General features: G+C 70.6%; 18 protein-coding genes. 15 read left to right on the top strand and 3 right to left on the bottom strand.

The features are described 5' to 3' along the window. The first annotated feature begins 32 nt into the window (after nucleotides 1-32). Nucleotides 33-503 carry a ClpXP protease specificity-enhancing factor gene (locus PO78_RS07085; protein WP_004325183.1) on the top strand — a complete coding sequence of 157 codons (471 nt, stop codon included), beginning with the start codon at nucleotides 33-35 and terminating at the stop codon, nucleotides 501-503. 9 nt (nucleotides 504-512) lie between these two features. After that, a complete protein-coding gene (locus tag PO78_RS07080; protein WP_043742890.1) occupies nucleotides 513-1,013 on the top strand; it encodes a hemerythrin domain-containing protein in 501 nt (166 codons plus the stop codon). A 59-nt stretch (nucleotides 1,014-1,072) separates the two neighbouring features. On the opposite strand, the gene PO78_RS07075 is transcribed toward PO78_RS07080, so the two are convergent. Beyond that, complete coding sequence (locus PO78_RS07075) at nucleotides 1,073-2,341, bottom strand: D-amino acid dehydrogenase (RefSeq protein ID WP_004322115.1); 1,269 nt, start codon at nucleotides 2,339-2,341, stop codon at nucleotides 1,073-1,075. 153 nt (nucleotides 2,342-2,494) lie between these two features. Between PO78_RS07075 and PO78_RS07070 the strand changes: the two genes are divergently transcribed. The 9 genes from PO78_RS07070 (at nucleotide 2,495) to PO78_RS07035 (ending at nucleotide 12,462) form a co-directional block, all read left to right on the top strand. Continuing rightward, nucleotides 2,495-3,496, top strand: coding sequence for a class 1 fructose-bisphosphatase (locus PO78_RS07070; protein ID WP_004322114.1), 1,002 nt, complete (start codon nucleotides 2,495-2,497; stop codon nucleotides 3,494-3,496). Between the two features lie 16 nt (nucleotides 3,497-3,512). After that, nucleotides 3,513-5,258 (top strand): autotransporter assembly complex protein TamA, encoded by a 1,746-nt coding sequence (locus PO78_RS07065; RefSeq protein WP_231570646.1) that lies wholly within the window; start codon nucleotides 3,513-3,515, stop codon nucleotides 5,256-5,258. Nucleotides 5,259-5,432: 174 nt separating this feature from the next. Next, nucleotides 5,433-7,034 (top strand): chaperonin GroEL, encoded by a 1,602-nt coding sequence (groL, locus tag PO78_RS07060; protein WP_043742885.1) that lies wholly within the window; start codon nucleotides 5,433-5,435, stop codon nucleotides 7,032-7,034. Then, nucleotides 7,031-7,159: a hypothetical protein gene (locus tag PO78_RS23510; RefSeq protein ID WP_269429727.1), complete on the top strand. Its 129-nt coding sequence runs from the start codon at nucleotides 7,031-7,033 to the stop codon at nucleotides 7,157-7,159. Before groL (PO78_RS07060) ends, PO78_RS23510 begins: the two co-directional genes overlap by 4 nt. A 75-nt stretch (nucleotides 7,160-7,234) precedes the next feature. Further along, a complete protein-coding gene (acsA, locus tag PO78_RS07055) occupies nucleotides 7,235-8,998 on the top strand; it encodes an acetate--CoA ligase (RefSeq protein WP_043742971.1) in 1,764 nt (587 codons plus the stop codon). Next, complete coding sequence (pdhA, locus tag PO78_RS07050) at nucleotides 8,995-10,008, top strand: pyruvate dehydrogenase (acetyl-transferring) E1 component subunit alpha (RefSeq protein WP_004322103.1); 1,014 nt, start codon at nucleotides 8,995-8,997, stop codon at nucleotides 10,006-10,008. Before acsA ends, pdhA begins: the two co-directional genes overlap by 4 nt. Then, on the top strand, nucleotides 10,005-10,976 hold the full coding sequence (locus tag PO78_RS07045; RefSeq protein WP_012585002.1) for an alpha-ketoacid dehydrogenase subunit beta: 972 nt from the start codon (nucleotides 10,005-10,007) through the stop codon (nucleotides 10,974-10,976). The genes pdhA and PO78_RS07045 overlap by 4 nt, the downstream gene beginning before the upstream one ends. Continuing rightward, entirely contained in the window at nucleotides 10,969-12,183 is a 1,215-nt protein-coding gene (locus PO78_RS07040; RefSeq protein ID WP_043742883.1) for a dihydrolipoamide acetyltransferase family protein, read from the top strand. Before PO78_RS07045 ends, PO78_RS07040 begins: the two co-directional genes overlap by 8 nt. Nucleotides 12,184-12,207: 24 nt before the next feature. Next, a complete protein-coding gene (locus tag PO78_RS07035) occupies nucleotides 12,208-12,462 on the top strand; it encodes an acyl carrier protein (RefSeq protein ID WP_004328524.1) in 255 nt (84 codons plus the stop codon). Nucleotides 12,463-12,537: 75 nt separating this feature from the next. On the opposite strand, the gene PO78_RS07030 is transcribed toward PO78_RS07035, so the two are convergent. Then, the gene (locus PO78_RS07030; RefSeq protein ID WP_043742881.1) at nucleotides 12,538-14,997 is read right to left on the bottom strand and encodes a Lon protease family protein; all 2,460 of its coding nucleotides are present in this window, start codon (nucleotides 14,995-14,997) and stop codon (nucleotides 12,538-12,540) included. A gap of 178 nt (nucleotides 14,998-15,175) precedes the next feature. Further along, nucleotides 15,176-16,309 carry a glycoside hydrolase family 2 TIM barrel-domain containing protein gene (locus tag PO78_RS07025; protein ID WP_231570645.1) on the bottom strand — a complete coding sequence of 378 codons (1,134 nt, stop codon included), beginning with the start codon at nucleotides 16,307-16,309 and terminating at the stop codon, nucleotides 15,176-15,178. A 265-nt stretch (nucleotides 16,310-16,574) separates the two neighbouring features. Between PO78_RS07025 and groES the strand changes: the two genes are divergently transcribed. The 4 genes from groES to PO78_RS07005 all read left to right on the top strand — a co-directional run bounded on the left by groES (nucleotide 16,575) and on the right by PO78_RS07005 (nucleotide 21,076). Next, entirely contained in the window at nucleotides 16,575-16,865 is a 291-nt protein-coding gene (gene groES, locus PO78_RS07020) for a co-chaperone GroES (RefSeq protein WP_004311482.1), read from the top strand. A gap of 52 nt (nucleotides 16,866-16,917) precedes the next feature. Beyond that, nucleotides 16,918-18,567 carry a chaperonin GroEL gene (gene groL, locus PO78_RS07015; protein WP_004311481.1) on the top strand — a complete coding sequence of 550 codons (1,650 nt, stop codon included), beginning with the start codon at nucleotides 16,918-16,920 and terminating at the stop codon, nucleotides 18,565-18,567. 348 nt (nucleotides 18,568-18,915) lie between these two features. Next, nucleotides 18,916-19,608: a response regulator transcription factor gene (locus PO78_RS07010; RefSeq protein ID WP_004311480.1), complete on the top strand. Its 693-nt coding sequence runs from the start codon at nucleotides 18,916-18,918 to the stop codon at nucleotides 19,606-19,608. Next, nucleotides 19,577-21,076 carry a sensor histidine kinase gene (locus PO78_RS07005; protein WP_004311479.1) on the top strand — a complete coding sequence of 500 codons (1,500 nt, stop codon included), beginning with the start codon at nucleotides 19,577-19,579 and terminating at the stop codon, nucleotides 21,074-21,076. Before PO78_RS07010 ends, PO78_RS07005 begins: the two co-directional genes overlap by 32 nt. The last annotated feature ends 41 nt before the right edge of the window (nucleotides 21,077-21,117 follow it).

Genomic DNA, 21,117 nt, shown 5'->3' with positions numbered 1-21,117 from the left:
CGCAGGGGCGTGGCACGGCCACCGGAGAGCCGATGAGCACCGTCTCGACCAAGCCATACCTGTTGCGCGCCATCTGGGAATGGTGCGTGGATCAGGGTTTCACGCCCTATCTCGCCACGCTGGTGGACGAGGACACCCGGGTGCCGCCCGGTTACGCGCGCGACGGCCAGATCGTGCTGAACCTTTCGCCCGACGCCACCGGCCAGCTGCAAATGGCCAACGACTTCATCAGCTTCCAGGCCCGTTTCGGCGGTGCCGCGCATTCGCTGGTGATCCCGGTGGCCAACGTGGTCGCGATCTACGCACGCGAGAACGGGCAGGGCATGGCCTTCGAGCCCGAGCTCGAGGCGGTGGAGGATGCGTCCGTGGCGGTGCAGGATCCGTCCGCCGACGTCGTCCAGGACATGAGCGACACCACCGCCGAACTGCGTCGCGAGCGCTCCGCGGAGCCGCAGCCCCCCGCGCGCCCGCCGCGCGGCAGCCATCTCAAGATCGTCAAGTGAGGAACACCGATGCCTAGCCTTGCCTGGAGCGCCGATCTCGACAACAACCTCGCCCCGATGGACGAGACCCATCGCGAGTTCGTCGAGTGCTACAACGCCGCGGCCAACGCCGCGCCCGATGATTTCCTGCGTGCGCTCGACGCGCTCATCGAGCATGCGAAGGCCCACTTCGATCTCGAGAACGGCTGGATGGAAGCGGTCGACTTTCCCGGCTGCCATCGCGCCGAGCATGACCGCGTGCTCGCGGTGATGGCCGACATCCGCAAGCGCGCCGAGCGCGGCGACCACTTCCTTGGCCGCCGACTGATGGAAGAGCTGCCGGCCTGGTTCGTGAATCACGTGAACGGCATGGATGCCGCGCTCGCCTTTCATCTGGCGACGATCGGCTTCGACGTCGATTCGTGCACGCTGCGCCCACTCGCCGAAGGCGAGACGCGCGCCGCCGGCTGTGGCTGCGCCACGCTCGCTGCCGAGGATGCGGCAGCCGGCGAGGCCGCGCGCGCGGCCTGACGCGGCCTCCTCCGCGATGCGTTCGGCCCGCCGCAACGCGTCGCCGGGCGCACGCGGCGCTAGACCTCCGCCGCCGCGAGGAAAGGAAACGCCACCTCCGGCCTGCGCCCGCTCATCAGATCCGCCAGTGCGGCGGCCGAACCGCAGGCCAGCGTCCATCCCAGCGTGCCATGGCCGGTGTTGAGCCATAGCCCGGGGCGCGCGCTGCGTCCGATCAGTGGCACGTTTCCCGGCGTGGCGGGGCGCAACCCGGCCCAGGGTTCCGCGCGTTCGAGATCGATCGCGTGCGGGAAGCGCGCCTGCACCCACGCCATGATCGGCGCGATCCGCGCCGCGCGGATCGTGGTGTCGAAGCCGTCCAGTTCCGCCGTGCCGGCGACGCGCAGGCGGTCGCCCAGGCGCGAGCACACGATCCGGCGCGACTCGTCGGTCAGGCTCACGTAGGGTGCGAGCGCGGGCTCGAGTACCGGTGCGGTGATCGAGTAGCCCTTGACCGGGTAGATCGGCAGCCGCAAGCCGAGCGGCGCGGCGAGGCGCGGGCCGTGGCTGCCCAGGCAGAGCACGCAGGCGTCCGCGCGCAGGCTGTCGACGCTGCCGTCCGCGCGGCGCACGCGCGCGCCCACGACCCGGCCGCCGGATCCGGTCTCGAGCGCGCTCACCTCGGTCTCCCGGTGCAGGACCACACCACCTTCTTCCAGCCTGTGCGCGAGCGCGCGGGTGAACTTGTGCGCGTCGCCCGATTCGTCGCCCTGGGCGAAGATCCCGCCGGCCAGGCTGCCGGCGCACGTGGCCAGCGCGGGCTCGCGTTCCAGGCAGGCATCGCGGTCCAGCACCTCGGCCGCGATACCGAAGGCGCGCAGCTGCGCAGCGCGCGCGGGGGCCTTGGCGAACTCCCCGCGGCTGTAGAACAGGTGCAGGATGCCGCGCTCGAGCTGGTCGTATTCGAGGCCGAGTTCGGCGCGCAGCGCACGCAGTCGCTGCCCGCTGGCGAGCGCGAGCGCGGCGATCGCGACGGTGTTGCGGTGCGCCCGTGCGGGCAGGCATTCGAGCAGGAAACGCAGGCCCCAGGTCCACTGCGCAAGGGCGCGGTGCGGGCGGAACTTCAGCGGCGCGTCCGCGCGTCCGAGCCAGCGCAGCACCTGCGCGGGTGCGCCGGGGTTGGCCCAGGGCTCGGGATGGCTGATCGAGATCTGCCCGCCGTTGGCGAAGCTGGTCTCCAGTCCGGCGCCGGGCTGGCGGTCGACCAGGCTGACCTGGAAGCCGGCGCGGGTCAGGTACCAGGCGGTCGTGACGCCGGACAGGCCGGCGCCGAGAACCATGACGTGCATGAAGTGGAAAAGCGGGTTGGGGGTGCCGATGATAGCGCCTCGGCGGCTGCGGCAGCAGTCTCGCGGTTTCGGGCATCACGGCCCGTGCGCTCGTGGCGCGGAACCGCGATAATCCCGCCTTGTCCGTTTCGTTCAATGTCGTGGAGCCTTGTCATGCGCCGAGTCACCCTTACCCAGTTCCTCATCGAGCAGCAGCGCGCCGGCCGCATCACCGCCGACCTGCGCCTGCTGATCGAGGTCGTCGCTCGCGCGGTCAAGGCGATCAGCGTCAACGTCTCCAAGGGCGCGCTCGCCGGCGTGCTCGGCGAAGCCGGCACCGACAACGTCCAGGGCGAGGCGCAGAAGAAGCTCGACGTCATCGCCAACGAGATCCTGCTGCAGGCCAACGAGTGGGGCGGCCATCTCGCCGGCATGGCCTCGGAGGAAGTCGAGACCATCTGCCAGATCCCCTTCGACCTGCCCAAGGGCGGCTTCCTGCTGCTCTTCGATCCGCTCGACGGCTCGTCCAACATCGACGTCAACATCTCGGTCGGCACCATCTTCTCGGTGCTGCGCAACCCGCCGGGCGGCACGGAGCCCACCGAGGAGAGCTTCCTGCAACCCGGTCGCGAGCAGGTCGCGGCCGGCTACGCCGTGTATGGTCCTGCCACCCAGCTCGTGCTCACCGTGGGGCAGGGCGTGCACGGATTCACGCTCGACCGCGAGATGGGCAGCTTCATCTACACCCAGCCCTTCATGACCATCCCGGTCGATACCCAGGAATTTGCCATCAACGCATCCAATGCGCGCTTCTGGGAGGCGCCGGTCAAGCGCTACGTCGCCGAGATGGTGCAGGGCAAGGAAGGTCCGCTCGGCAAGGACTACAACATGCGCTGGGTGGCCTCGATGGTCGCAGACGTGCATCGCATCCTCACCCGCGGCGGCGTGTTCATGTACCCGATGGACGAGAAGTGTCGCAGCAAGGGCGGCAAGCTGCGCCTGATGTACGAGGCCAACCCGATGGCGATGCTGGTCGAGCAGGCTGGCGGCGCGGCCTCCACCGGGCGCGAGCGCATCCTCGACGTGATGCCGGACCGGCTGCACCAGCGCGTGCCGGTGATCCTCGGCTCGAAGAACGAGGTCGAGCGCGTCGCGGGCTACCACCAGGAGGACTGAGCGGGTGCGCTCGGGAGTGCGACACCCGCTGCGCCGGGGGCTGCGCTTCCTCGCGCTGGCCCTCGCGTTCGCAGGGGGTGGCGCGCTGGCGCAGGAGCCCCTGGAGGTGCGCCTGCAGGCGCCCGACGAGGTGCGACCGCTGCTCGAGCGCCACGTGCGCCTGCTGCGCCAGGAGGCGCTCGAACTGCCCGAGGAGCAGGCCGACCGCTCGGCGATGACCCGGCGGGCGCGTCGCGAGGTGGCGGGCCTGCTCGCCACCGAGGGCTACTTCTCGCCGCGGGTGCGCTTCGATCGCAGCGACGCGCGCAATTGGGTGCTGGAGGTGGAACCTGGTCCGCGCACCGAGATCGCGCAGGTCGAGCTGCAGTTCGTCGGCGAGATCGCCACCTCCGGGCCGGGCGGCAGCGAGTACCTCGACCTGCTGCGCGCGGGCTGGAGCCTGCCGGTCGGCGCGTCCTTCAGCCAGGGCGGCTGGGACGGCGCCAAGCAGGCGCTGCTCGATGCGGTCGCGGCGCGCCGTTACGCCGCGGCGCGCATCGTGGACAGCCGCGCCGAGATCGACCCGGAGAGCGCGCGTGCCACGCTGCGGGTGCGCATCGACAGCGGACCGAGCTTCTACCTTGGCGAGCTCGACGTGCAGGGCCTGGAGCATCTGCCGACCGATCTCGTCGAGCGCTACAGCCGGCTCAAGCCCGGTGCGCCCTACGACCGCGAGGAGCTGCTTGCCTTTCAGACCGGACTGCAGAACACCCCGCACTTCGGTTCGGTGATCGTCGACATCGAGCGCGACCCGACGCTGTCCGCAGCGGTGCCGGTGCGGGTCAAGGTCACCGAAGCACTGCCGCGCTATGCCGGGGTGGGGGCGGGCTATTCGACCAACACCGGCGCGCGCGTCGAGTTCAGCTATCGCGACGCCAACCTGCGCAAGCGCGGCTGGGAGTTCTCCTCCGGCCTGCGCATCGAGGAGCGCCGCCAGGCGCTGTTCGCCGACGTCTTCCTGCCGCCGCGCGGGCGCGACCGCGACAGCTTCGGCGCGCTCTACGAGGCCAGCGACCTCGAAGGGCTCAAGATCGACTCGCAGGCGCTCGGCGCCGCGCGCACCACGCTGCGCGGCGACATCGAGACCCAGCTCGCGCTGCGCCTGCAGCACGAGAACATCGAACCGGCCGGCGCGCCCTCGCGCTCGACCAACACCCTGAGCGCCAACTGGACCTGGAAGAAGCGCGCGGTCGACAACCTGCTCGACCCCAGCCGCGGCTACGTGCTCGAGTTCCAGGTCGGCGGGGGCAGCAAGACGCTATTCTCCGACCAGGACTTCCTGCGTTTCTACTCGCGCGTCGCGCGCTACCAGCCGGTGCGCGGCACCGACGTGTTCATCCTGCGCGGCGAGGCTGGCGTGACCCTGGCCGACAGCCGCGAGGGCGTGCCGCAGGACTTCCTCTTCCGCACCGGCGGCGCGCAGTCGGTGCGCGGCTACGACTACCAGAGCCTGGGCGTGAAGGAGGGCGACGCGACCGTCGGCGGCCGCTACCTGGCGACCGCGAGCGCCGAGTACGTGCGCTGGTTCCGGCCGCAGTGGGGTGCGGCCGTCTTCGTCGATGCGGGGGATGCCGCCGATACCCGCGCGGACTACGATCTTCGCGTCGGCTACGGCGTCGGCGCGCGCTGGCGCAGCCCGGCGGGCCCGCTCGCGATCGATCTCGCCTGGGGCCACCAGGAACGCAGCCTGCGGCTGCATTTCGGGGTCGCGGTGGCGTTCTGAGGCGCGGCGCTCGATGGGCGCCATCGGCCGATCGGCGTCTGCGCGCGCAGCGCTGCCCTTCGCCCCCGCGCCGTCCGCGTTCTGCTCGCACCCCTGGTCGCCTCGCCATTGCCCGCGGAACAGGAGTAGATTTTCACGGTGATCCGCGCGGCGAGGCCGAACAGGGAGGATACGATGACCGCCAGACAACTGCTTTTCCGCGACGACGCGCGCCACCGCATCCTGCGCGGCGTGTCCCTGCTGGCAGATGCGGTGAAGGAGACGCTGGGGCCGCGCGCGCGCACCGTGCTGCTGCAGCAGCCCTATGGGCCGCCGATCGTGATCAACTCCGGGGTCGTGGTCGCGCGCGCGATCGAGCTCGCCGATCCCTTCGAGAACATGGGCGCCCAACTGGTGCGGGAGGTGGCGGCGCGCACTTCCGAAGTGGCGGGCGACGGCACCACCACCGCGACCCTGCTGGCTGCGGCCATCGTGCGCGAGGGCATGAAGCACGTCGCCGCGGGCATGAACCCGATGGATCTGAAGCGCGGCGTCGACAAGGCTGTCGACGCGCTCGTCGGCGCGCTGAAGGCGATGGCGCGGCCGTGCGGGACGCGCACCGAGATCGCCCAGGTGGCGAGCATCTCGGCCAACAACGACGCTGCCATCGGCGAGCTGATCGCCGACGCCATGGAGCGCGTCGGCAAGGACGGCGTGATCACCGTGGAGGAGGGCTCGGGCCTCGCGAGCACGCTGGACGTGGTCGAGGGCATGCAGTTCGACCGTGGTTACCTGTCGCCCTATTTCATCAACACCGAGGGTGCGCGCGTCGTGCTCGAGGATGCCGTCATCCTCGTGTGCGACCGCAGGATCGGCGCCGTGGCCGAGCTGCTGCCGGTGCTCGAGGTCGTGGCGCGCAGCGGGCGGCCCTTGCTGATCATCGCCGAGGAAGTCGAGGGCGAGGCGCTGGCGCTGCTGGTGGTGAACGCCGCGCGCGGCACGCTGAAGGCCTGCGCGGTGAAGGCGCCGGAGTTCGGCGAGCGCCGCCGCGCCATGCTCGAGGACATCGCGGTGCTGGCCGGCGCCACGCTGGTCGGCGGCGAGACCGGCATCGGCCTGGAACACGCCACCGCGGCCGAGCTGGGCAGCGCGCGCCGCATCGAGGTGGACAAGGACCGCTGCACGCTGGTGGGTGGCGGCGGCGCGCACGCGCTGATCGAGGCCCGCATCGCCCGCATCCGCGCCGAGCTCGAGGGCACGCGCTCCGACTTCGAGCGCGAGGGCCCGGAGAAGCGCATCGCGCGCCTGGCCGGCGGCGTGGCGGTGGTGAAGGTGGGTGGGGCCACCGAGTCCGAGATGAAGGAGCGCCGTGCGCGTGTCGAGGACGCGCTGCATGCGACACGCGCCGCGGTGGCCGAAGGCATCCTGCCCGGCGGCGGCGTGGCGCTGTTGCGCGCGCGCGCGGCGCTGGGCGTGCTGCATGGCGTCAACCACGACGAGGACTGCGGCATCCAGATCGTGCTGCGCGCGGTGGAGGAGCCGCTGTGCCAGCTCGTCGCCAACGGCGGCCTGGAACCTTCCGTGGTGCTGGACCAGGTGGCGGCGGGCAGCGGCGCGTTCGGCTTCAATGCCGCGACCGAGGAATACGGCGACCTCATCGCGATGGGCGTGCTCGACCCGTGCAAGGTCACGCGCAGTGCGCTGCAGAATGCGGCCTCGGTGGCGGGCCTGATCCTCACCACCGATTGCCTGGTGGCCGAGCTGCCGCAAGCCGGGGCTGTTGCGCCGGGCGGGTGATCGGCCGTAGCGAGGCGCTGCGCCGCTGCATTCACCGCAAGGGGGACGTCGAAACGGCGGCGATGGGCCTCCTCATGCGCGGCCCGGGCTTCGGCAGCATGGCCGAGGCGGCCCTGCTGGCCTAAAAAGAAACCGGGGAGGTGGCCGACGCGAAGACGTCGCTGCCATGCGACGATGAAGACGATGGTGAGGAGAAGGCGATGCAGCGCCCCGCGATCATCCACAAGACGGCCGCCGATCTGGCCGTGCCGCCCAATCTTGCCGACTACGCCGCGACCTGTGCCGGCTTCTCCTGGGACGCGGCGCGCGCCGAGCTGGCGGGGCTGCCCGGCGGCGGGCTCAACATCGCCCATGAGGCGGTCGAGCGCCACGCGCATGGCCCGCTGCGCGAGCGCATCGCCTTCCGTTTCCTCGGTGAGAACTCGCTCCGTGATGTCGGCTACGGCGAGCTGTCGCGCCTTACCAGCCGCTTCGCCAACGTGCTGCGGACCCTGGGCGTGCGGCGCGGCGAGCGTGTCTTCGTGCTGACCGGGCGCATCCCGGAGCTGTACATCGCGGTGCTCGGCGGCCTGAAGGCGGGCTGCGTGGTGTCGCCGCTGTTCTCCGCCTTCGGCCCGGAGCCGATCGCCACCCGGATCGGCATCGGCGAGGGGGCGGTGCTGGTCACCACCGACCTGCTGTACGAGCGCAAGGTGGCGAAGCTGCGTGATCGCCTGCCGAGCCTGCGCCATGTCCTGCTGGTGGGTGAGGAGGATGGCGCGACGGCCATCCCCGCCACCCAGGACCTCGCCACGCTGATGGCGCAGGCCGCGGACACGTTCGAGACGGTGGCGACCCGGCCCGAAGACCTCGCCCTGCTGCACTTCACCAGCGGCACCACCGGCACGCCCAAGGGTGCCATACACGTGCATGGCGCGGTCCTCACCCACTGGGCGACCGGCCGCTACGCGCTCGATCTGCATGATGGCGACATCTTCTGGTGCACCGCCGACCCCGGCTGGGTCACCGGCACCTCCTACGGCATCGTCGCGCCGCTGCTGCACGGCGTGAGCTCCATCGTCGACGTGGCCGACTTCGATGCCGAGCGTTGGTACCGCATCCTGCAGGAGCAGCGGGTCAGCGTCTGGTACACCGCCCCCACCGCGATCCGCATGCTGATGAAGGCCGGGCCGGAGCTGGCGCGCGGTTTTTCCTTCCCCCGCCTGCGCTTCGTCGCCAGCGTGGGCGAGCCGCTCAATCCCGAGGCGGTGTGGTGGGGCCGCGACGTGCTCGGCAAGCCGATCCACGACAACTGGTGGCAGACCGAGACCGGCGGCATCATGATCGCCAACCTTCCCGCGCTCGACATCAAGCCCGGCTCGATGGGAAAGCCCTTGCCCGGTGTCGAGGCGGCGATCGTGCGTCCGCGCGAAGGCGGCGGCGTGGAGTTCGTCGATGCGCCCGACGAGGAGGGCGAACTGGCCCTGAAGCGTGGTTGGCCATCGATGCTGCGCGGCTACCTGAACAACGAGGAGCGCTACCGCAAGTGCTTCGCCGGCGACTGGTACCTGACCGGCGACCTGGCGCGGCGCGATGCCGACGGCTACTACTGGTTCGTCGGCCGCAGCGACGACGTGATCAAGTCGGCCGGCCACCTGATCGGGCCCTTCGAGGTCGAGAGCGCGCTGATGGAGCATCCGGCGGTGGCCGAGGCCGGCGTCATCGGCAAGCCCGACGACATGGTCGGCGAGGTGGTGAAGGCCTTCGTGTCGCTGAAGCAGGGCTTCGAGCCTTCGGAGGCGCTGCGCAAGGAGCTGCTCGGTCATGCGCGCAAGAAGCTCGGCGCGGCGGTGGCACCCAAGGAGATCGACTTCCTGCCGGTGCTGCCGCGCACGCGCAGCGGCAAGATCATGCGCCGGCTGCTGAAGGCGCGCGAACTCGGCCTGCCCGAAGGCGACACCTCCACGCTGGAGGCCGGAGCATGACGCGCACACGCAAGCCCAGGGCCTCTGCAGAGCGTCCGCTGGAGCTGCGCCTGCTGGCCGACATGCTGCGCATCCGCCGCATGGAGGAGAAATGCGCCGAGCTCTACGGTGCCGGCAGGATCCGCGGTTTCCTGCACCTCTACATCGGCGAGGAAGCCTGCGCCACCGGCGCGATGCACGCGCTCGCCGCCGACGATAACGTCGTCGCCACCTACCGCGAGCACGGCCACGCGCTGCTGCGCGGTGTGGGCATGGACGCGATCATGGCCGAGATGTTCGGCAAGGCGGCGGGCTGCTCGCGCGGGCGCGGCGGCTCGATGCACCTGTTCGACGTGGCGCGCCGCTTCTACGGCGGCAACGCCATCGTCGGCGGCGGCCTGCCGCTGGCCGTGGGCCTGGCGCTGGCGGACAGGCTGCAAGGCGTGCGCCGCGTCACCCTGTGCGTGTTCGGCGAAGGCGCGATGGCCGAAGGCGCCTTCCACGAGTCGATCAACCTCGCCGCGCTGTGGCAGCTTCCGGTGCTGTTCTGCTGCGAGAACAACCTGTACGCGATGGGTACGGCGTTGGCGCGCTCGGAGTCGCAGACCGACCTGTGCGCCAAGGCGGCGAGCTACCGGGTCGCCACCTTCCGCGCCGACGGCATGGACGTGCGCGCGGTGTTCGACACCGTGAGCCGCGCGGTGCGGCAGGTGAGGGAGGGGGGCGGCCCGGCCTTCGTCGAGCTGCAGACCTACCGCTTCCGCGCGCACTCGATGTTCGATCCCGATCTGTACCGCGACAAGGCCGAGATCGAGGAGTGGAAGCAGCGCGGCCCCATCCACAGCCTCTCCGCGCAGCTGAAGGCCGAGGGCAGGCTCGACGAGGAGGCCTTCCTCGCGCTCGATGCCGAGGCCGAAGCCGAGGTGGCCGCCGCGGTCGCGTTCGCCGAACAGGCGCCATGGGAGCCGGTGGCGGATCTGCTGAAGGACGTGCACACGCCGGCCGGCGCGGCCGCAGGGGGTACGCCATGAGGATGAGCTACCGCGAGGCGCTGCGGCTGGCGCTGCGCGAGGCGCTGCAGAACGATGCGCGCGTGTTCCTGATGGGCGAGGACGTCGGCCGCTACGGCGGCAGCTATGCGGTGTCGAAAGGCCTGCTGGAGGAGTTCGGCCCCGAGCGCATCCGCGACACGCCGCTGTCCGAACTCGGCTTCGTCGGCGCCGGCGTGGGGGCGGCGCTCGGCGGCCTGCGTCCGATCGTCGAGGTGATGACGGTCAATTTCAGCCTGCTGGCGCTGGACCAGATCGTCAACAGCGCCGCCCTGCTGCGCCACATGTCCGGCGGCCAGTGCTCGGTGCCGCTGGTGCTGCGCATGGCCACCGGCGCCGGGCGCCAGCTCGGCGCGCAGCACTCGCACAGCCTGGAGAACTGGTACGCCCACATTCCCGGCATCCGCGTGCTGGCGCCGGCCACCGTGGCCGACGCGCGCGGCATGCTCGCGCCGGCGCTCGCCGACCCCGATCCGGTGGTGATCTTCGAGCACGCCCAGCTCTACAACCTGGAAGACGAGTTGCCGGACGACTGGCGCTGCGACATCGCCCGCGCCGCGGTGCGCCGCGCCGGCGCGCAGGCAAGCGTGTTCGCTTACGGTGGCTGCCTGCCCAAGGCGCTGCAGGCGGCGGAAGAACTGGCGGCCCAGGGCGTCGAGGTCGAGGTGGTCGATCTGCGCGTGCTGCGCCCGCTGGACATCGACACCGTCGCCGCATCGGTGCGCCGGACGCATCGTGCGGTCGTGGTGGACGAAGGCTGGCGCAGCGGCAGCCTCGCTGCCGAGCTGATCGCGCGCATCGTCGAGACCTGCTTCTATGAGCTCGACGCGCCGCCCGCGCGGGTGTGCAGCGAGGAGGTGCCGATCCCGTACGCCAAGCACCTCGAGGAGGCCGCCTTGCCTCAGGTGCCGAAGATCGTCGCCGCGGTGAAGGAGCTGCTGAATGTTTGAGTTCAAGCTGCCTTCGCTGGGCGCCGACATGGACGAAGGCAAGCTGCTGGAGTGGCTCGTGCGCCCTGGAGACAGGGTCGTGAAGGGTCAGGTCGTCGCCATCGTCGACACCTCCAAGGCGGCGGTGGATGTCGAGATCTGGCAGGACGGCACGGTGCATGAACTGCTCGTGGAGCCGGGGACGCGGATGGCGGTCGGCACGGTGATGGCGACGCTGCTGGAGCCCGGCGAGGCGCCGGCGGCGAAAAGGACGCGCACGAAGACCGTGAAGGCGGCTGCAGCGGCGGCGGTGCCGGTGGTCGAAGCGCCCGCGGCGAAACCCGCGCCGGACGTCTCGCCCGCGCCGGCCGGGCGCTTGCGCGTCTCGCCCGCCGCGCGCAAGCGCGCCGAGGCGCTGGGAGTGGAGCTTGCCGCGCTGTCGGGCAGCGGCCCGGGCGGCGCGGTCACGCTGGAGGACGTGGAGCGTGCCGTGGCGGCTGCACGACTGCCTGCTTCACCACCCGCGGCGACGCCAAGCCCGATCTCCGCTGCCGAGCGCCAGGCCGAGACCCGCCGCGCCATCGCCGCGGCGATGAGCCGCTCGAAGCGCGAGATCCCGCATTACTACCTGTTCGAAACCGTGCCGATGGCGCGCGCGCAGGACTGGCTCGGCCGCGCCAACGCGGGACGCCCGATCACAGAGCGCCTGCTGATGGCGGTGCTGCAGCTGAAGGCCGTTGCTTTGGCGCTGCGCAAGTACCCCGAGCTCAACGGCTTCCACCGCGACGGCCAGTTCGTCGCCGCGCAGGGCATCCACGTCGGCGTCGCCATCTCGCTGCGCCAGGGCGGCCTGATCGCCCCGGCGCTGCACGACGTGGACCACAAGCCGCTGGATGTGCTGATGCGCGAGCTCGCCGACCTGGTCAGGCGCACGCGTGCCGGTTCGCTGCGCAGCTCGGAGATGGGCGATCCGACGGTCACCGTCACCAATCTCGGCGAGCAGGGCGTGGAGGCGGTGGCGGGCGTGATCTATCCGCCCCAGGTCGCCCTCGTCGGCTTCGGCCGCATCGCGCCGCGGCCCTGGGTGCGCGAGGACCGCGGCGAGCTGTGCGTGATGCCCGTCGTCACCGCCAGCCTCGCCGCCGATCATCGCGTCTCCGACGGCCACCGCGGCGCGCTGTTCCTCGCCGAGCTGCGCGAGCTGCTGCAGCGGCCGGAGGAACTGTGAACTCCCATTCCGGACGGAACCGCCATGGACGACACCGAACTGCGCAGCATCGTCATCGCAACGCTGAAGGAAATCGCTCCGGAAATCGAGGAGGCCGGGCTGCGCCCCGAGCGCCCGCTGCGCCAGCAGGTCGACCTCGATTCGATGGACTGGCTGAACTTCCTGGTCGGTCTTGCCGGGCGGCTGGCGGTCGAGATTCCCGAGGCGGACTATCGCAAGCTCGCGACGGTGAATGACCTGGTCGCGTACCTGCGCGACGCGCGCCGGCGAGCCGGCTGAGCCCGACGACGATCGCCCGAACGGCCGCAAACGTCCGGCCGGTGCCGACCCCGCTCTCGGCGCGCGCCACCTGCGTCAGGATGCGTGCGGCCGGCCTCGATGCCCGGCCGCGTCGGCGTCGTCTTCGTGTCCCCGCCGCGCAAACTCGCGCTGCATCCTCGCCAGCTTGCGCAGGCCCTCGACGACGCGCCGGCTCATCGAGCCCGCAGCCATCCTGCCCTGCTCGTCCGGCACGCCCGCCGCCACGCCGGTGAGCAGCTCCACCGCCTCGTCGGCGTCGGCCACCGCCCACACGGCGAAGCGCCCGGCCCGCACCGCCTCGACCACGTCGTCGCGCAGCATCAGGTGGCAGACGTTGGCGCGCGGAATCAGCACGCCCTGGCGGCCGTCGAGACCGCGCACCGCGCACAGGTCGAAGAAGCCCTCGATCTTCTCGTTGATCCCGCCTACCGGCTGCACGACGCCGAACTGGTTCACCGAACCGGTCACGGCGAGCGACTGCTTCACCGCCACGCCCGAGAGCGCCGAGAGCAGGGCCACCAGCTCGGCGAGCGAGGCGCTGTCGCCCTCGACGCCACCGTAGGACTGCTCGAACACCAGGCTCGCCTTGAGCGAGAGCGGCAGCATCCAGCCGAAGCGTGCGGCGAGGAAGGCGGACAGGATCAGCACGCCCTTGGAGTGGATCGGCCCGCCGAGCTTGACCTCGCGCTCGATGTCGATGACCTCGCCGGCGCCGGCGCGCACCGTGGCGGTGATGCGCTGCGGGTGGGCGAAGCTGTCTTCGCCGAGCGGCACCACCGCCAGGCCATTGACCTGGCCGACGTGGCTGCCCGCGGTGTCGATCAGCCACTGCCCGCGCAGGATCTGGTCGAGGTGGCCGAGGCGGATGCGTTCGTGGCGGCGCCGGTGGGCCGCGATCGCGGCGTCCACATGCTCGCGCTCGATGCGCGCGGCGCCGGCGGCGAGGGCGAAGTGGGCCGCCTCGCGCAGGCGGTCGTCGAGCGGCTGGGTGCGCGCGCTCAGGCGCTCGGCGTCGGCGGCGAGGCGCGCCGCGTGCTCGATCAGGCGCGCCAGCGCCGGCGCCGACAAGGGCGGCAGGCCGGCGCGGCGCGCCAGGGTGGCGAGCAGGCAGGCGTAAGCGGCGGTGTTGTCCGCGGAGCGTTCGATCTCGCTCTCCATGTCGGCGTTGATGCGGAACAGCGCGGCGAACTCGGGATCGTAGCGGCCGAGCAGGTAGTAGGTCAGGCGATCGCCGATCAGCACCACCTTGAGCTCGAGCGGCATCGGCTCGGGCTCGAGCTGCACCGAGCCGGTCACCCCGATCAGCTCCGAGAGCGACTCGATGCGCAGGCGTGCGGATTTGAGCGCGCGCTTGAGCCCCTCCCAGGCGAAGGGCTGGGACAGCAGCTTGAGCGCATCGAGCACCAGGAAGCCGCCGTTGGCGCGGTGCAGGGCGCCGGCGCGGATCAGGGTGAAGTTGCTCACCAGCGTGCCCATGTGCACCAGGTGGTCGATGCGGCCGACCAGGTTCTGCAGCGTGGGGTGGTCTTCGTACACCATCGGTCGGGTGCCGTCGGCGGGGTTGGCGACGAGCAGGTTCACCAGATAGCGCTGCACGCTGATGCTGCCGGTGTAGGTCAGCGTCTCGCTGTCCTCGTCGGCGTGCGGCGTCGCGCGCAGCGACTCGCCGCTGGCGACGACGTCGGCGAGCACCGCGTCCAGATGCGCGCACACCTCGGGCAGGTCTGCGTGACGCGCCTTCAATTCGTCGACCATGTGGGTGACGGTGGCGCGGATCGCCTCGCGCCCGGCGTCGCGGATGCGGTTCTGCAGCTCGTGCCGCCAGCGCGGGAAATCGCTCATCAGGCGGTGCAGGCGCTCGTGCAGCGCGCGGATGTGCTCGCCGAGCTCGTGCTGGCGTGCCTCGGGCAGCTGCTCGAATTCTTCCTGCGTGAGCGTGCTGCCCTCGTCCTTCATCGGCAGGAAGGCGAAGCCGTGCGGGGTGCGCAGCAGCGCGACGCCGAGCTTCTGGGCCTCGTCGCCGAGGCTGCGCAAGGCGCTCTCCTCGCGCGTCTTGGCCTCCTCCTGCAGGGCCTCGATGCGGTTGCGGTGCTCCTCGCTCTCGAACACCGCGCCGATCGCCGGCACCAGCTCCTCGACGAAGCGGGCCAGATCGTCGCGCAGCGCCGGGCCGCGCCCGCAGGGCAGGCGCAGCAGCCGAGGCTGGGCGGCGTTGGCGAAGTTCCATGCGTAGCACCAGTCCGCGGGTGCATCGCCGCGGCCGCGCGTGTCCTCGAGCAGGCGGCGGACGAGCTCGTGGCGGCCGCTGCCGGGGTCGCCGAGCACGAAGAGGTTGTAGCCCTCGGCGCGGATGTCGAGGCCGAGCCGGATCGCGTCGACCGCGCGGCCGTGGAGGCGGGCGACGTCGAGCTCGGGCAGTTGGGCGGAGGTTTCGATGCCGAGCGCTGCCGGGTCGCAGCGAGTCGCCAGGCGCTCGACGGGCAAGGGGGCCGGCGGCGTGAGCGGAGCGGACATGGGCGCGCCTCCTGCGCTTGGGGTTCTTCTGCGAGTCATCTTAACCCCGGGGCGGGGCGGCGGACCAAGCGGGGAGGAATGCGCGGGGCGGGCACCGTGCGCCCACGGGAGGAGGGGGCACGAACGTGCGAGAGCCGCAGGCGCGAGGGAGACGACGCTGCTGCGGGCGAGGCCTCGTTTACCTCACCCGGAACGGCAGGTTCGCCGTCCCTGCCTTGCCCTCGCGGTCGCGCACGGTGATGAAGAGGCGGTAGGCGCCGGGCTGCGCCGGGGCGACGAAGCGCACGCTGGCGGCATCGGCGTGCAGCACGCGCACGTCGATGCGCGTGGGCGGGGTCTCGGCATCGCCGCCCTTGCGCAGGTCTGTGGCCTCGGCGTGCACGGCCCACTCGGCGGCGAGCGCGCTGCCGTCGTGGGCGACCGCGTCGATGCCGGCGGAGATCTCCGCGCCGGCGGCGAACTCGTCCGCGCCGATGCCGATGCCGCGGATGCGCGGTGCGGGCCGGGGCTGCGGCCGCCCCCAGGCGGCGGCGAGAGCGTCGCTCATCGCGGTGGGGCTACCGTCGGCGAGCAGCAGTCCGTGCCAGGTCGCGGTCTGTTCCTGCTTCGCGCCCCACAGGAAGGGGAAGACGCCGCGGATCTGCGCCTGCTGGTCGAGGAAGGCGAGGGCCTCGGTGAAGAAGCGCGCCTTCTCGGTGCTGGTGAGCTCGACCGGCGCGCCCCAGGGCTTGCGCCCGGCCTGCCACTGCCCGAGCGGGCCGAGCTCGGCGACCACCACCGGCTTGGCGATGCCGGCCGCGCGCAGGCGCTGCGACAGGTCGAACACCGCACCGGCGTAGACGTTGATGCCGAGCAGCTCGACGTTGGGGCAGCAGCCGGCGAGTGCGCGGAAGGCGTCCATGCCGGTGTCGGCGACCACCATCATGGTGGGGTGGTCGGGGTCGAGCGCGCGGATGCGCGCGGCCAGCCGGTCGACCGCGCGCCACAGCGGCAGCGGGTCGGCGACCCCGGTCTCGATCTCGTTGCCCACGCCCCAGGCGAGCAGGGCAGGGTGCTTGCGGTGGCGGGCGACGAAGTCGAGCAGGGCGTCTTCCTGTGCGCGCACGGCGCGCGCGTCGGCGTAGTCGAAACCGTGGCGCGGGTGCTCCAGCCACAGCCCCATCACCACCTTCAGGCCGAGGCGGTGCGCCTCGTCGAGCACCCAGGCGTCGGACTGGCGGTACACGCGCACGACCTTGGCGCCGGCGGCGGCGAGGCGGGCGAGGCTGGCGCGGTCGCCCTCGAAGGCGGCGCCCTTCCATCGTGCGTCCATGGAGGCGGCGAGGGGGGGAGGTTGGCGTTGGGCGTGGAGGGGCGCCGCGGCGAGCGCCATCACGGCGCAGAAAAAAGTTAACAGGAAGCGCACTTGAAATCCTCTGGACCCGTCCCTATTATTAGCACTCGTTGGCGTCGAGTGCTAACAAGCCTCGATCGACGGGTGCAAGCCCGTCCATCGCCACAGCAGATCCTTTTCCTGCGGACTGGTTCCGCGTGTTTCATCAACCCAGACAGTTGAACCTCAGTTAGGAGAGAACTCGATGAAGATTCGTCCCCTGCATGATCGTGTGATCGTCAAGCGCCTCGAAGCCGAACGCAAGACCGCCAGCGGCATCGTGATCCCGGACAGCGCCGGCGAGAAGCCCGATCAGGGCGAAGTCCTCGCGGTCGGCAACGGCAAGATCCTCGACGACGGCAAGGTCCGTCCGATGGCCGTCAAGGTCGGTGACAAGGTGCTGTTCGGCAAGTACGCCGGCCAGACCGTGAAGGTCGAAGGCGACGAACTCCTCGTGATGCGCGAGGAAGACATCATGGGCGTGGTCGAGGCCTGAGCCTCCCCCGCACCGATCAACCCTAATCGAAACGATTCCGGAGTTCTGAAGAATGGCAGCTAAAGAAGTCAAGTTTGGTGATTCCGCCCGCGAGCGCATGGTCGCCGGCATCAACATCCTCGCCAACGCGGTCAAGGTGACCCTGGGCCCGAAGGGCCGCAACGTCGTGCTCGAGCGCTCGTTCGGCGCCCCGACCGTGACCAAGGACGGCGTCTCCGTCGCCAAGGAAATCGAGCTGAAGGACAAGTTCGAGAACATGGGCGCGCAGATGGTCAAGGAAGTCGCTTCCAAGACCTCGGACATCGCCGGTGACGGCACCACCACCGCGACCGTGCTGGCGCAGTCGATCGTGCGCGAAGGCATGAAGTTCGTCGCCGCCGGCATGAACCCGATGGACCTCAAGCGCGGCATCGACAAGGCCGTCGTCGCCACCATCGACGAGCTCAAGAAGCTGTCGAAGCCCTGCTCGACCAACAAGGAGATCGCCCAGGTCGGCTCGATCTCGGCCAACTCCGACAGCGACATCGGCGACATCATCGCCCGTGCGATGGACAAGGTCGGCAAGGAAGGCGTGATTACCGTCGAAGACGGCAAGTCGCTGCAGAACGAACTCGACGTGGTCGAGGGCATGCAGTTCGACCGCGGTTACCTGTCGCCCTACTTCATCAACAACCCGGACAAGCAGGTTGCCATCCTCGAGCAGCCCTTCGTCCTGCTCTTCGACAAGAAGATCTCCAACATCCGCGACCTCCTGCCGGTGCTCGAGCAGGTCGCCAAGTCGGGCCGTCCGCTGCTGATCATCGCCGAGGACGTCGAAGGCGAAGCGCTCGCCACCCTGGTGGTGAACAACATCCGCGGCATCCTCAAGACCTGCGCCGTCAAGGCCCCGGGCTTCGGCGACCGTCGCAAGGCCATGCTGGAAGACATCGCCATCCTGACCGGCGGCCAGGTCATCGCCGAAGAAGTCGGCCTGACCCTCGAGAAGGCCACCCTGGACGACCTCGGCCAGGCTGCCCGCATCGAAGTCGGCAAGGAAAACACCATCATCATCGACGGCGCCGGCCAGGCCGACCGCATCGAGGCGCGCGTCAAGCAGATCCGCGTGCAGATCGAGGAAGCCAGCTCCGACTACGACCGCGAGAAGCTGCAGGAACGCGTGGCCAAGCTGGCCGGCGGTGTTGCGGTGATCAAGGTCGGTGCCGCCACCGAAGTCGAGATGAAGGAGAAGAAGGCCCGCGTCGAGGACGCCCTGCACGCCACCCGCGCTGCGGTGGAAGAGGGCATCGTCCCCGGCGGCGGCGTCGCGCTGCTGCGTGCCCGCGCCGCGCTGGGCGAGCTCAAGGGTGACAACCACGACCAGGATGCCGGCATCAAGATCGTGCTGCGCGCCATGGAACAGCCGCTGCGCGAGATCGTCGCCAACGCCGGCGACGAGCCGAGCGTGGTGGTGAACAAGGTCGTCGAGGGCTCGGGCAACTACGGCTTCAACGCCGCCACCGGCGAGTACGGCGACATGGTCGAGATGGGCGTGCTGGATCCGACCAAGGTCACCCGCACCGCGCTGCAGAACGCCGCGTCCGTCGCCGGCCTGATGCTGACCACCGACTGCATGGTCGGCGAGCTGGCCGAGGACAAGCCGATGGGCGGCATGCCCGACATGGGCGGCATGGGTGGCATGGGCGGCATGGGCATGGGCATGTAACTGCCTGCCCGGGAAGGTCCGGTCCGCCGGACCTCCCGCCCGCTGCAAGCGAACAAGGCCTCGTCGAGGAATGCCCTCGGCGGGGCCTTTTTGCGTCCATCGGTTCCGGCACGGCGCGAGCCGTCCCGCGTCCAGCCGCCGGGGAGGCTGCCTGCGACTGCGCAAAGCGTGGGATAATTATTTAATTCGGGGAGTAAAAGTCGGTGGGGAGCGCCGCGGCCCAGATGGGCGGGCGCTCCCCGGAACGCCGCTGCGCGCAGCAGCCACGTCCCCGAAGACCGAGCAAAAGGAGAACAGCGGAAACATTCTCTGAATCTCCGCTTACAAGCAACTTACAGCCGGAATGCTATGCGTATCCTGTTGGCGGAAGACGATCCGGTGATCGCCGACGGCATCTGTCGCGCCCTGCGGCGCGGTGGTTGTGCAGTCGATCACGTGGCGGACGGCATGGAGGCGGATGCCGCGCTCGCGGGCCAGGGTTACGACCTGCTCATCCTCGACCTCGGCCTGCCGCGCATGAACGGCATCGAGGTGCTCAAGCGCCTGCGCGCGCGCAAGTCGGCTCAGCCGGTGCTGATCCTGACCGCGCAGGATGGCGTCGACGACCGCGTGCGCGGGCTCGATGCCGGTGCCGACGACTACCTCACCAAGCCTTTCGCCCTGCCCGAACTGGAAGCGCGCGTGCGTGCGCTTACCCGCCGCGGCACCGGCCAGCCGCGCTGCATCGAGATCGGCCAGCTGAGCTACGACCAGGCCGACCGCGTGGTCAAGATCGGCGGCCAGCTCGTCGAGCTGTCGGCGCGCGAGATCGGCCTGCTCGAGATCTTCCTGCTGCGTGTCGGCCGCCTGGTCAGCAAGGACCAGCTCGTTGACCACCTGTGCGGCTGGGGCGAGGAGGTGTCCAGCAACGCGATCGAGGTCTATGTCCATCGCCTGCGCAAGAAGCTCGAGGACAGCGGCGTGCGCATCGTGACCGTGCGCGGCCTGGGGTACTGCCTGGAAAACCCCGATGCTGCCCCTGCGGCGAAAGTCCAGGCCTGAGCGCGCGCCGCGCGGCGCAAACGCGCCGCGCAAGTCCGGGCCGCCGAACTCGCTGTTCGGCGAGATCCTCGACTGGATGCTCGCGCCGCTGCTGTTCCTGTGGCCGATCTCGATCATCGTCACCCACAACGTCGCCGACAGCATCGCCAACCAGCCCTACGATCTCGCACTCGCCGACGGCGTGCGCGCGCTCGCGCGCCTGGTCGAGGTCGAGGACGGCCAGGTGGTGGTGCGCTTTCCGGCGCCGCCGCGCGCGCTGTTCCGCGCCGACCAGGACGACGTCGTCTACTACCAGGTGGCCGACGTCAATGGCGTCACGGTCAGCGGCGACGCCGAGATCCCGCCCATGCCGACCTCGTCCGCAGTCGACGGCGAGGAGGTGCAGCTGCGCGATGCCATGATCCAGGGCGAGGAGGTGCGCATCGCCTGGCGCTTCGTGCGCCCCGACCCTGCGCAGGCCGATCGTTTCGTGCTCGTGCAGGTCGCCGAGACGCGCAACAAGCGCACCGACCTCGCCTCGCGCGTGGTCACCGGGGTGCTGCTGCCGCAGTTCGCCATCATCCCGCTCGCGGTGGTGCTGGTGTGGGTGGGCCTGAGCCGCGGCATCGCGCCGCTCAACCGGCTGCAGAGCCTGATCCGCCGCCGCCGTCCCACCGACCTGTCACCGGTCGAGCCATCCAGCGTGCCCGAGGAGGTGCGTCCGCTCATCATCGCCTACAACGACATGATGGCGCGCCTGGAAGAGAACCTGCAGGCGCAGCAGCGCTTCATCGCCGACGCCGCGCACCAGATGCGCACGCCGCTGACCGGGCTCAAGATGCAGACCGACCTCGCCATGCACGAGACCGACCCCGACCAGCTGCGCCAGTCGCTCACCCGCATCGCCGAGAGCACCGACCGCGCAGCCCACCTGATCAACCAGCTGCTCTCGCTCGCCCGCGCCGAGGCGAGCTTCGAGAAGCTCTACGCGGTGGAGACGGTGGACCTCGATGCGATCGTGCGCGAGGTGGCGCTGGAGCTCTATCCGCGCGCGCAGGCCAAGCGGATCGACCTCGGTGTCGAGGCGGGCGACACGGCCCTGCGCGTGGAGGGCAACCCGGTGCTGCTGCGCGAGATGCTGAAGAACCTGGTCGACAACGCGATCAAGTACACCCCGCGCGGTGGCAGCGTCACCGCGCGCACGCGCTACGCCGGCTCACCGGTGTTCGAGGTCGAGGACAACGGTCCCGGCATCCCCGAGGCCGACCGCGAGCGCGTCTTCGAGCGCTTCTACCGCGTGCTCGGCAGCGGCGTCGATGGCTCCGGCCTCGGCCTGCCGATCGTGCGCGAGATTGCCGAGCTGCACCGCGGCACCGTCACCCTGGACGCCGGCCCGGGCGGACGCGGCACGCTCGCCCGCGTGGTCTTCCCGCGCAGCCACCTGCAGCCACCGCGGCAGGTGCAGGGCGATCACGACGCCCTGGGCTGAGCTTTTCGGGCATTTTCGCCAAACCCTTTGACAAAGGAAAA

Origin of the sequence: Thauera sp. SWB20, from assembly GCF_000831325.1 — a bacterium.
GTDB lineage: Bacteria > Pseudomonadota > Gammaproteobacteria > Burkholderiales > Rhodocyclaceae > Thauera > Thauera aminoaromatica.
Note: the sequence above shows the minus strand (reverse complement) of the source record. Positions and strands in the feature narration are given on the sequence as shown.

What these genes read in the sequence shown, in the direction of transcription:
- acsA (WP_043742971.1), top strand. Translation starts at nt 7,235, where the DNA reads ATGCAGCGCCCCGCGATCATCCACAAGACGGCCGCCGATCTGGCCGTG.
- groL (WP_004311481.1), top strand. Translation starts at nt 16,918, where the DNA reads ATGGCAGCTAAAGAAGTCAAGTTTGGTGATTCCGCCCGCGAGCGCATG.
- PO78_RS07030 (WP_043742881.1), bottom strand. Translation starts at nt 14,997, where the DNA reads ATGTCCGCTCCGCTCACGCCGCCGGCCCCCTTGCCCGTCGAGCGCCTG.
- PO78_RS07075 (WP_004322115.1), bottom strand. Translation starts at nt 2,341, where the DNA reads ATGCACGTCATGGTTCTCGGCGCCGGCCTGTCCGGCGTCACGACCGCC.
- PO78_RS07025 (WP_231570645.1), bottom strand. Translation starts at nt 16,309, where the DNA reads ATGGACGCACGATGGAAGGGCGCCGCCTTCGAGGGCGACCGCGCCAGC.
- pdhA (WP_004322103.1), top strand. Translation starts at nt 8,995, where the DNA reads ATGACGCGCACACGCAAGCCCAGGGCCTCTGCAGAGCGTCCGCTGGAG.
- PO78_RS07035 (WP_004328524.1), top strand. Translation starts at nt 12,208, where the DNA reads ATGGACGACACCGAACTGCGCAGCATCGTCATCGCAACGCTGAAGGAA.
- PO78_RS07080 (WP_043742890.1), top strand. Translation starts at nt 513, where the DNA reads ATGCCTAGCCTTGCCTGGAGCGCCGATCTCGACAACAACCTCGCCCCG.
- PO78_RS07040 (WP_043742883.1), top strand. Translation starts at nt 10,969, where the DNA reads ATGTTTGAGTTCAAGCTGCCTTCGCTGGGCGCCGACATGGACGAAGGC.
- groL (WP_043742885.1), top strand. Translation starts at nt 5,433, where the DNA reads ATGACCGCCAGACAACTGCTTTTCCGCGACGACGCGCGCCACCGCATC.
- PO78_RS07005 (WP_004311479.1), top strand. Translation starts at nt 19,577, where the DNA reads ATGCTGCCCCTGCGGCGAAAGTCCAGGCCTGAGCGCGCGCCGCGCGGC.
- PO78_RS07010 (WP_004311480.1), top strand. Translation starts at nt 18,916, where the DNA reads ATGCGTATCCTGTTGGCGGAAGACGATCCGGTGATCGCCGACGGCATC.
- PO78_RS07070 (WP_004322114.1), top strand. Translation starts at nt 2,495, where the DNA reads ATGCGCCGAGTCACCCTTACCCAGTTCCTCATCGAGCAGCAGCGCGCC.
- PO78_RS07085 (WP_004325183.1), top strand. Translation starts at nt 33, where the DNA reads ATGAGCACCGTCTCGACCAAGCCATACCTGTTGCGCGCCATCTGGGAA.
- groES (WP_004311482.1), top strand. Translation starts at nt 16,575, where the DNA reads ATGAAGATTCGTCCCCTGCATGATCGTGTGATCGTCAAGCGCCTCGAA.
- PO78_RS07045 (WP_012585002.1), top strand. Translation starts at nt 10,005, where the DNA reads ATGAGGATGAGCTACCGCGAGGCGCTGCGGCTGGCGCTGCGCGAGGCG.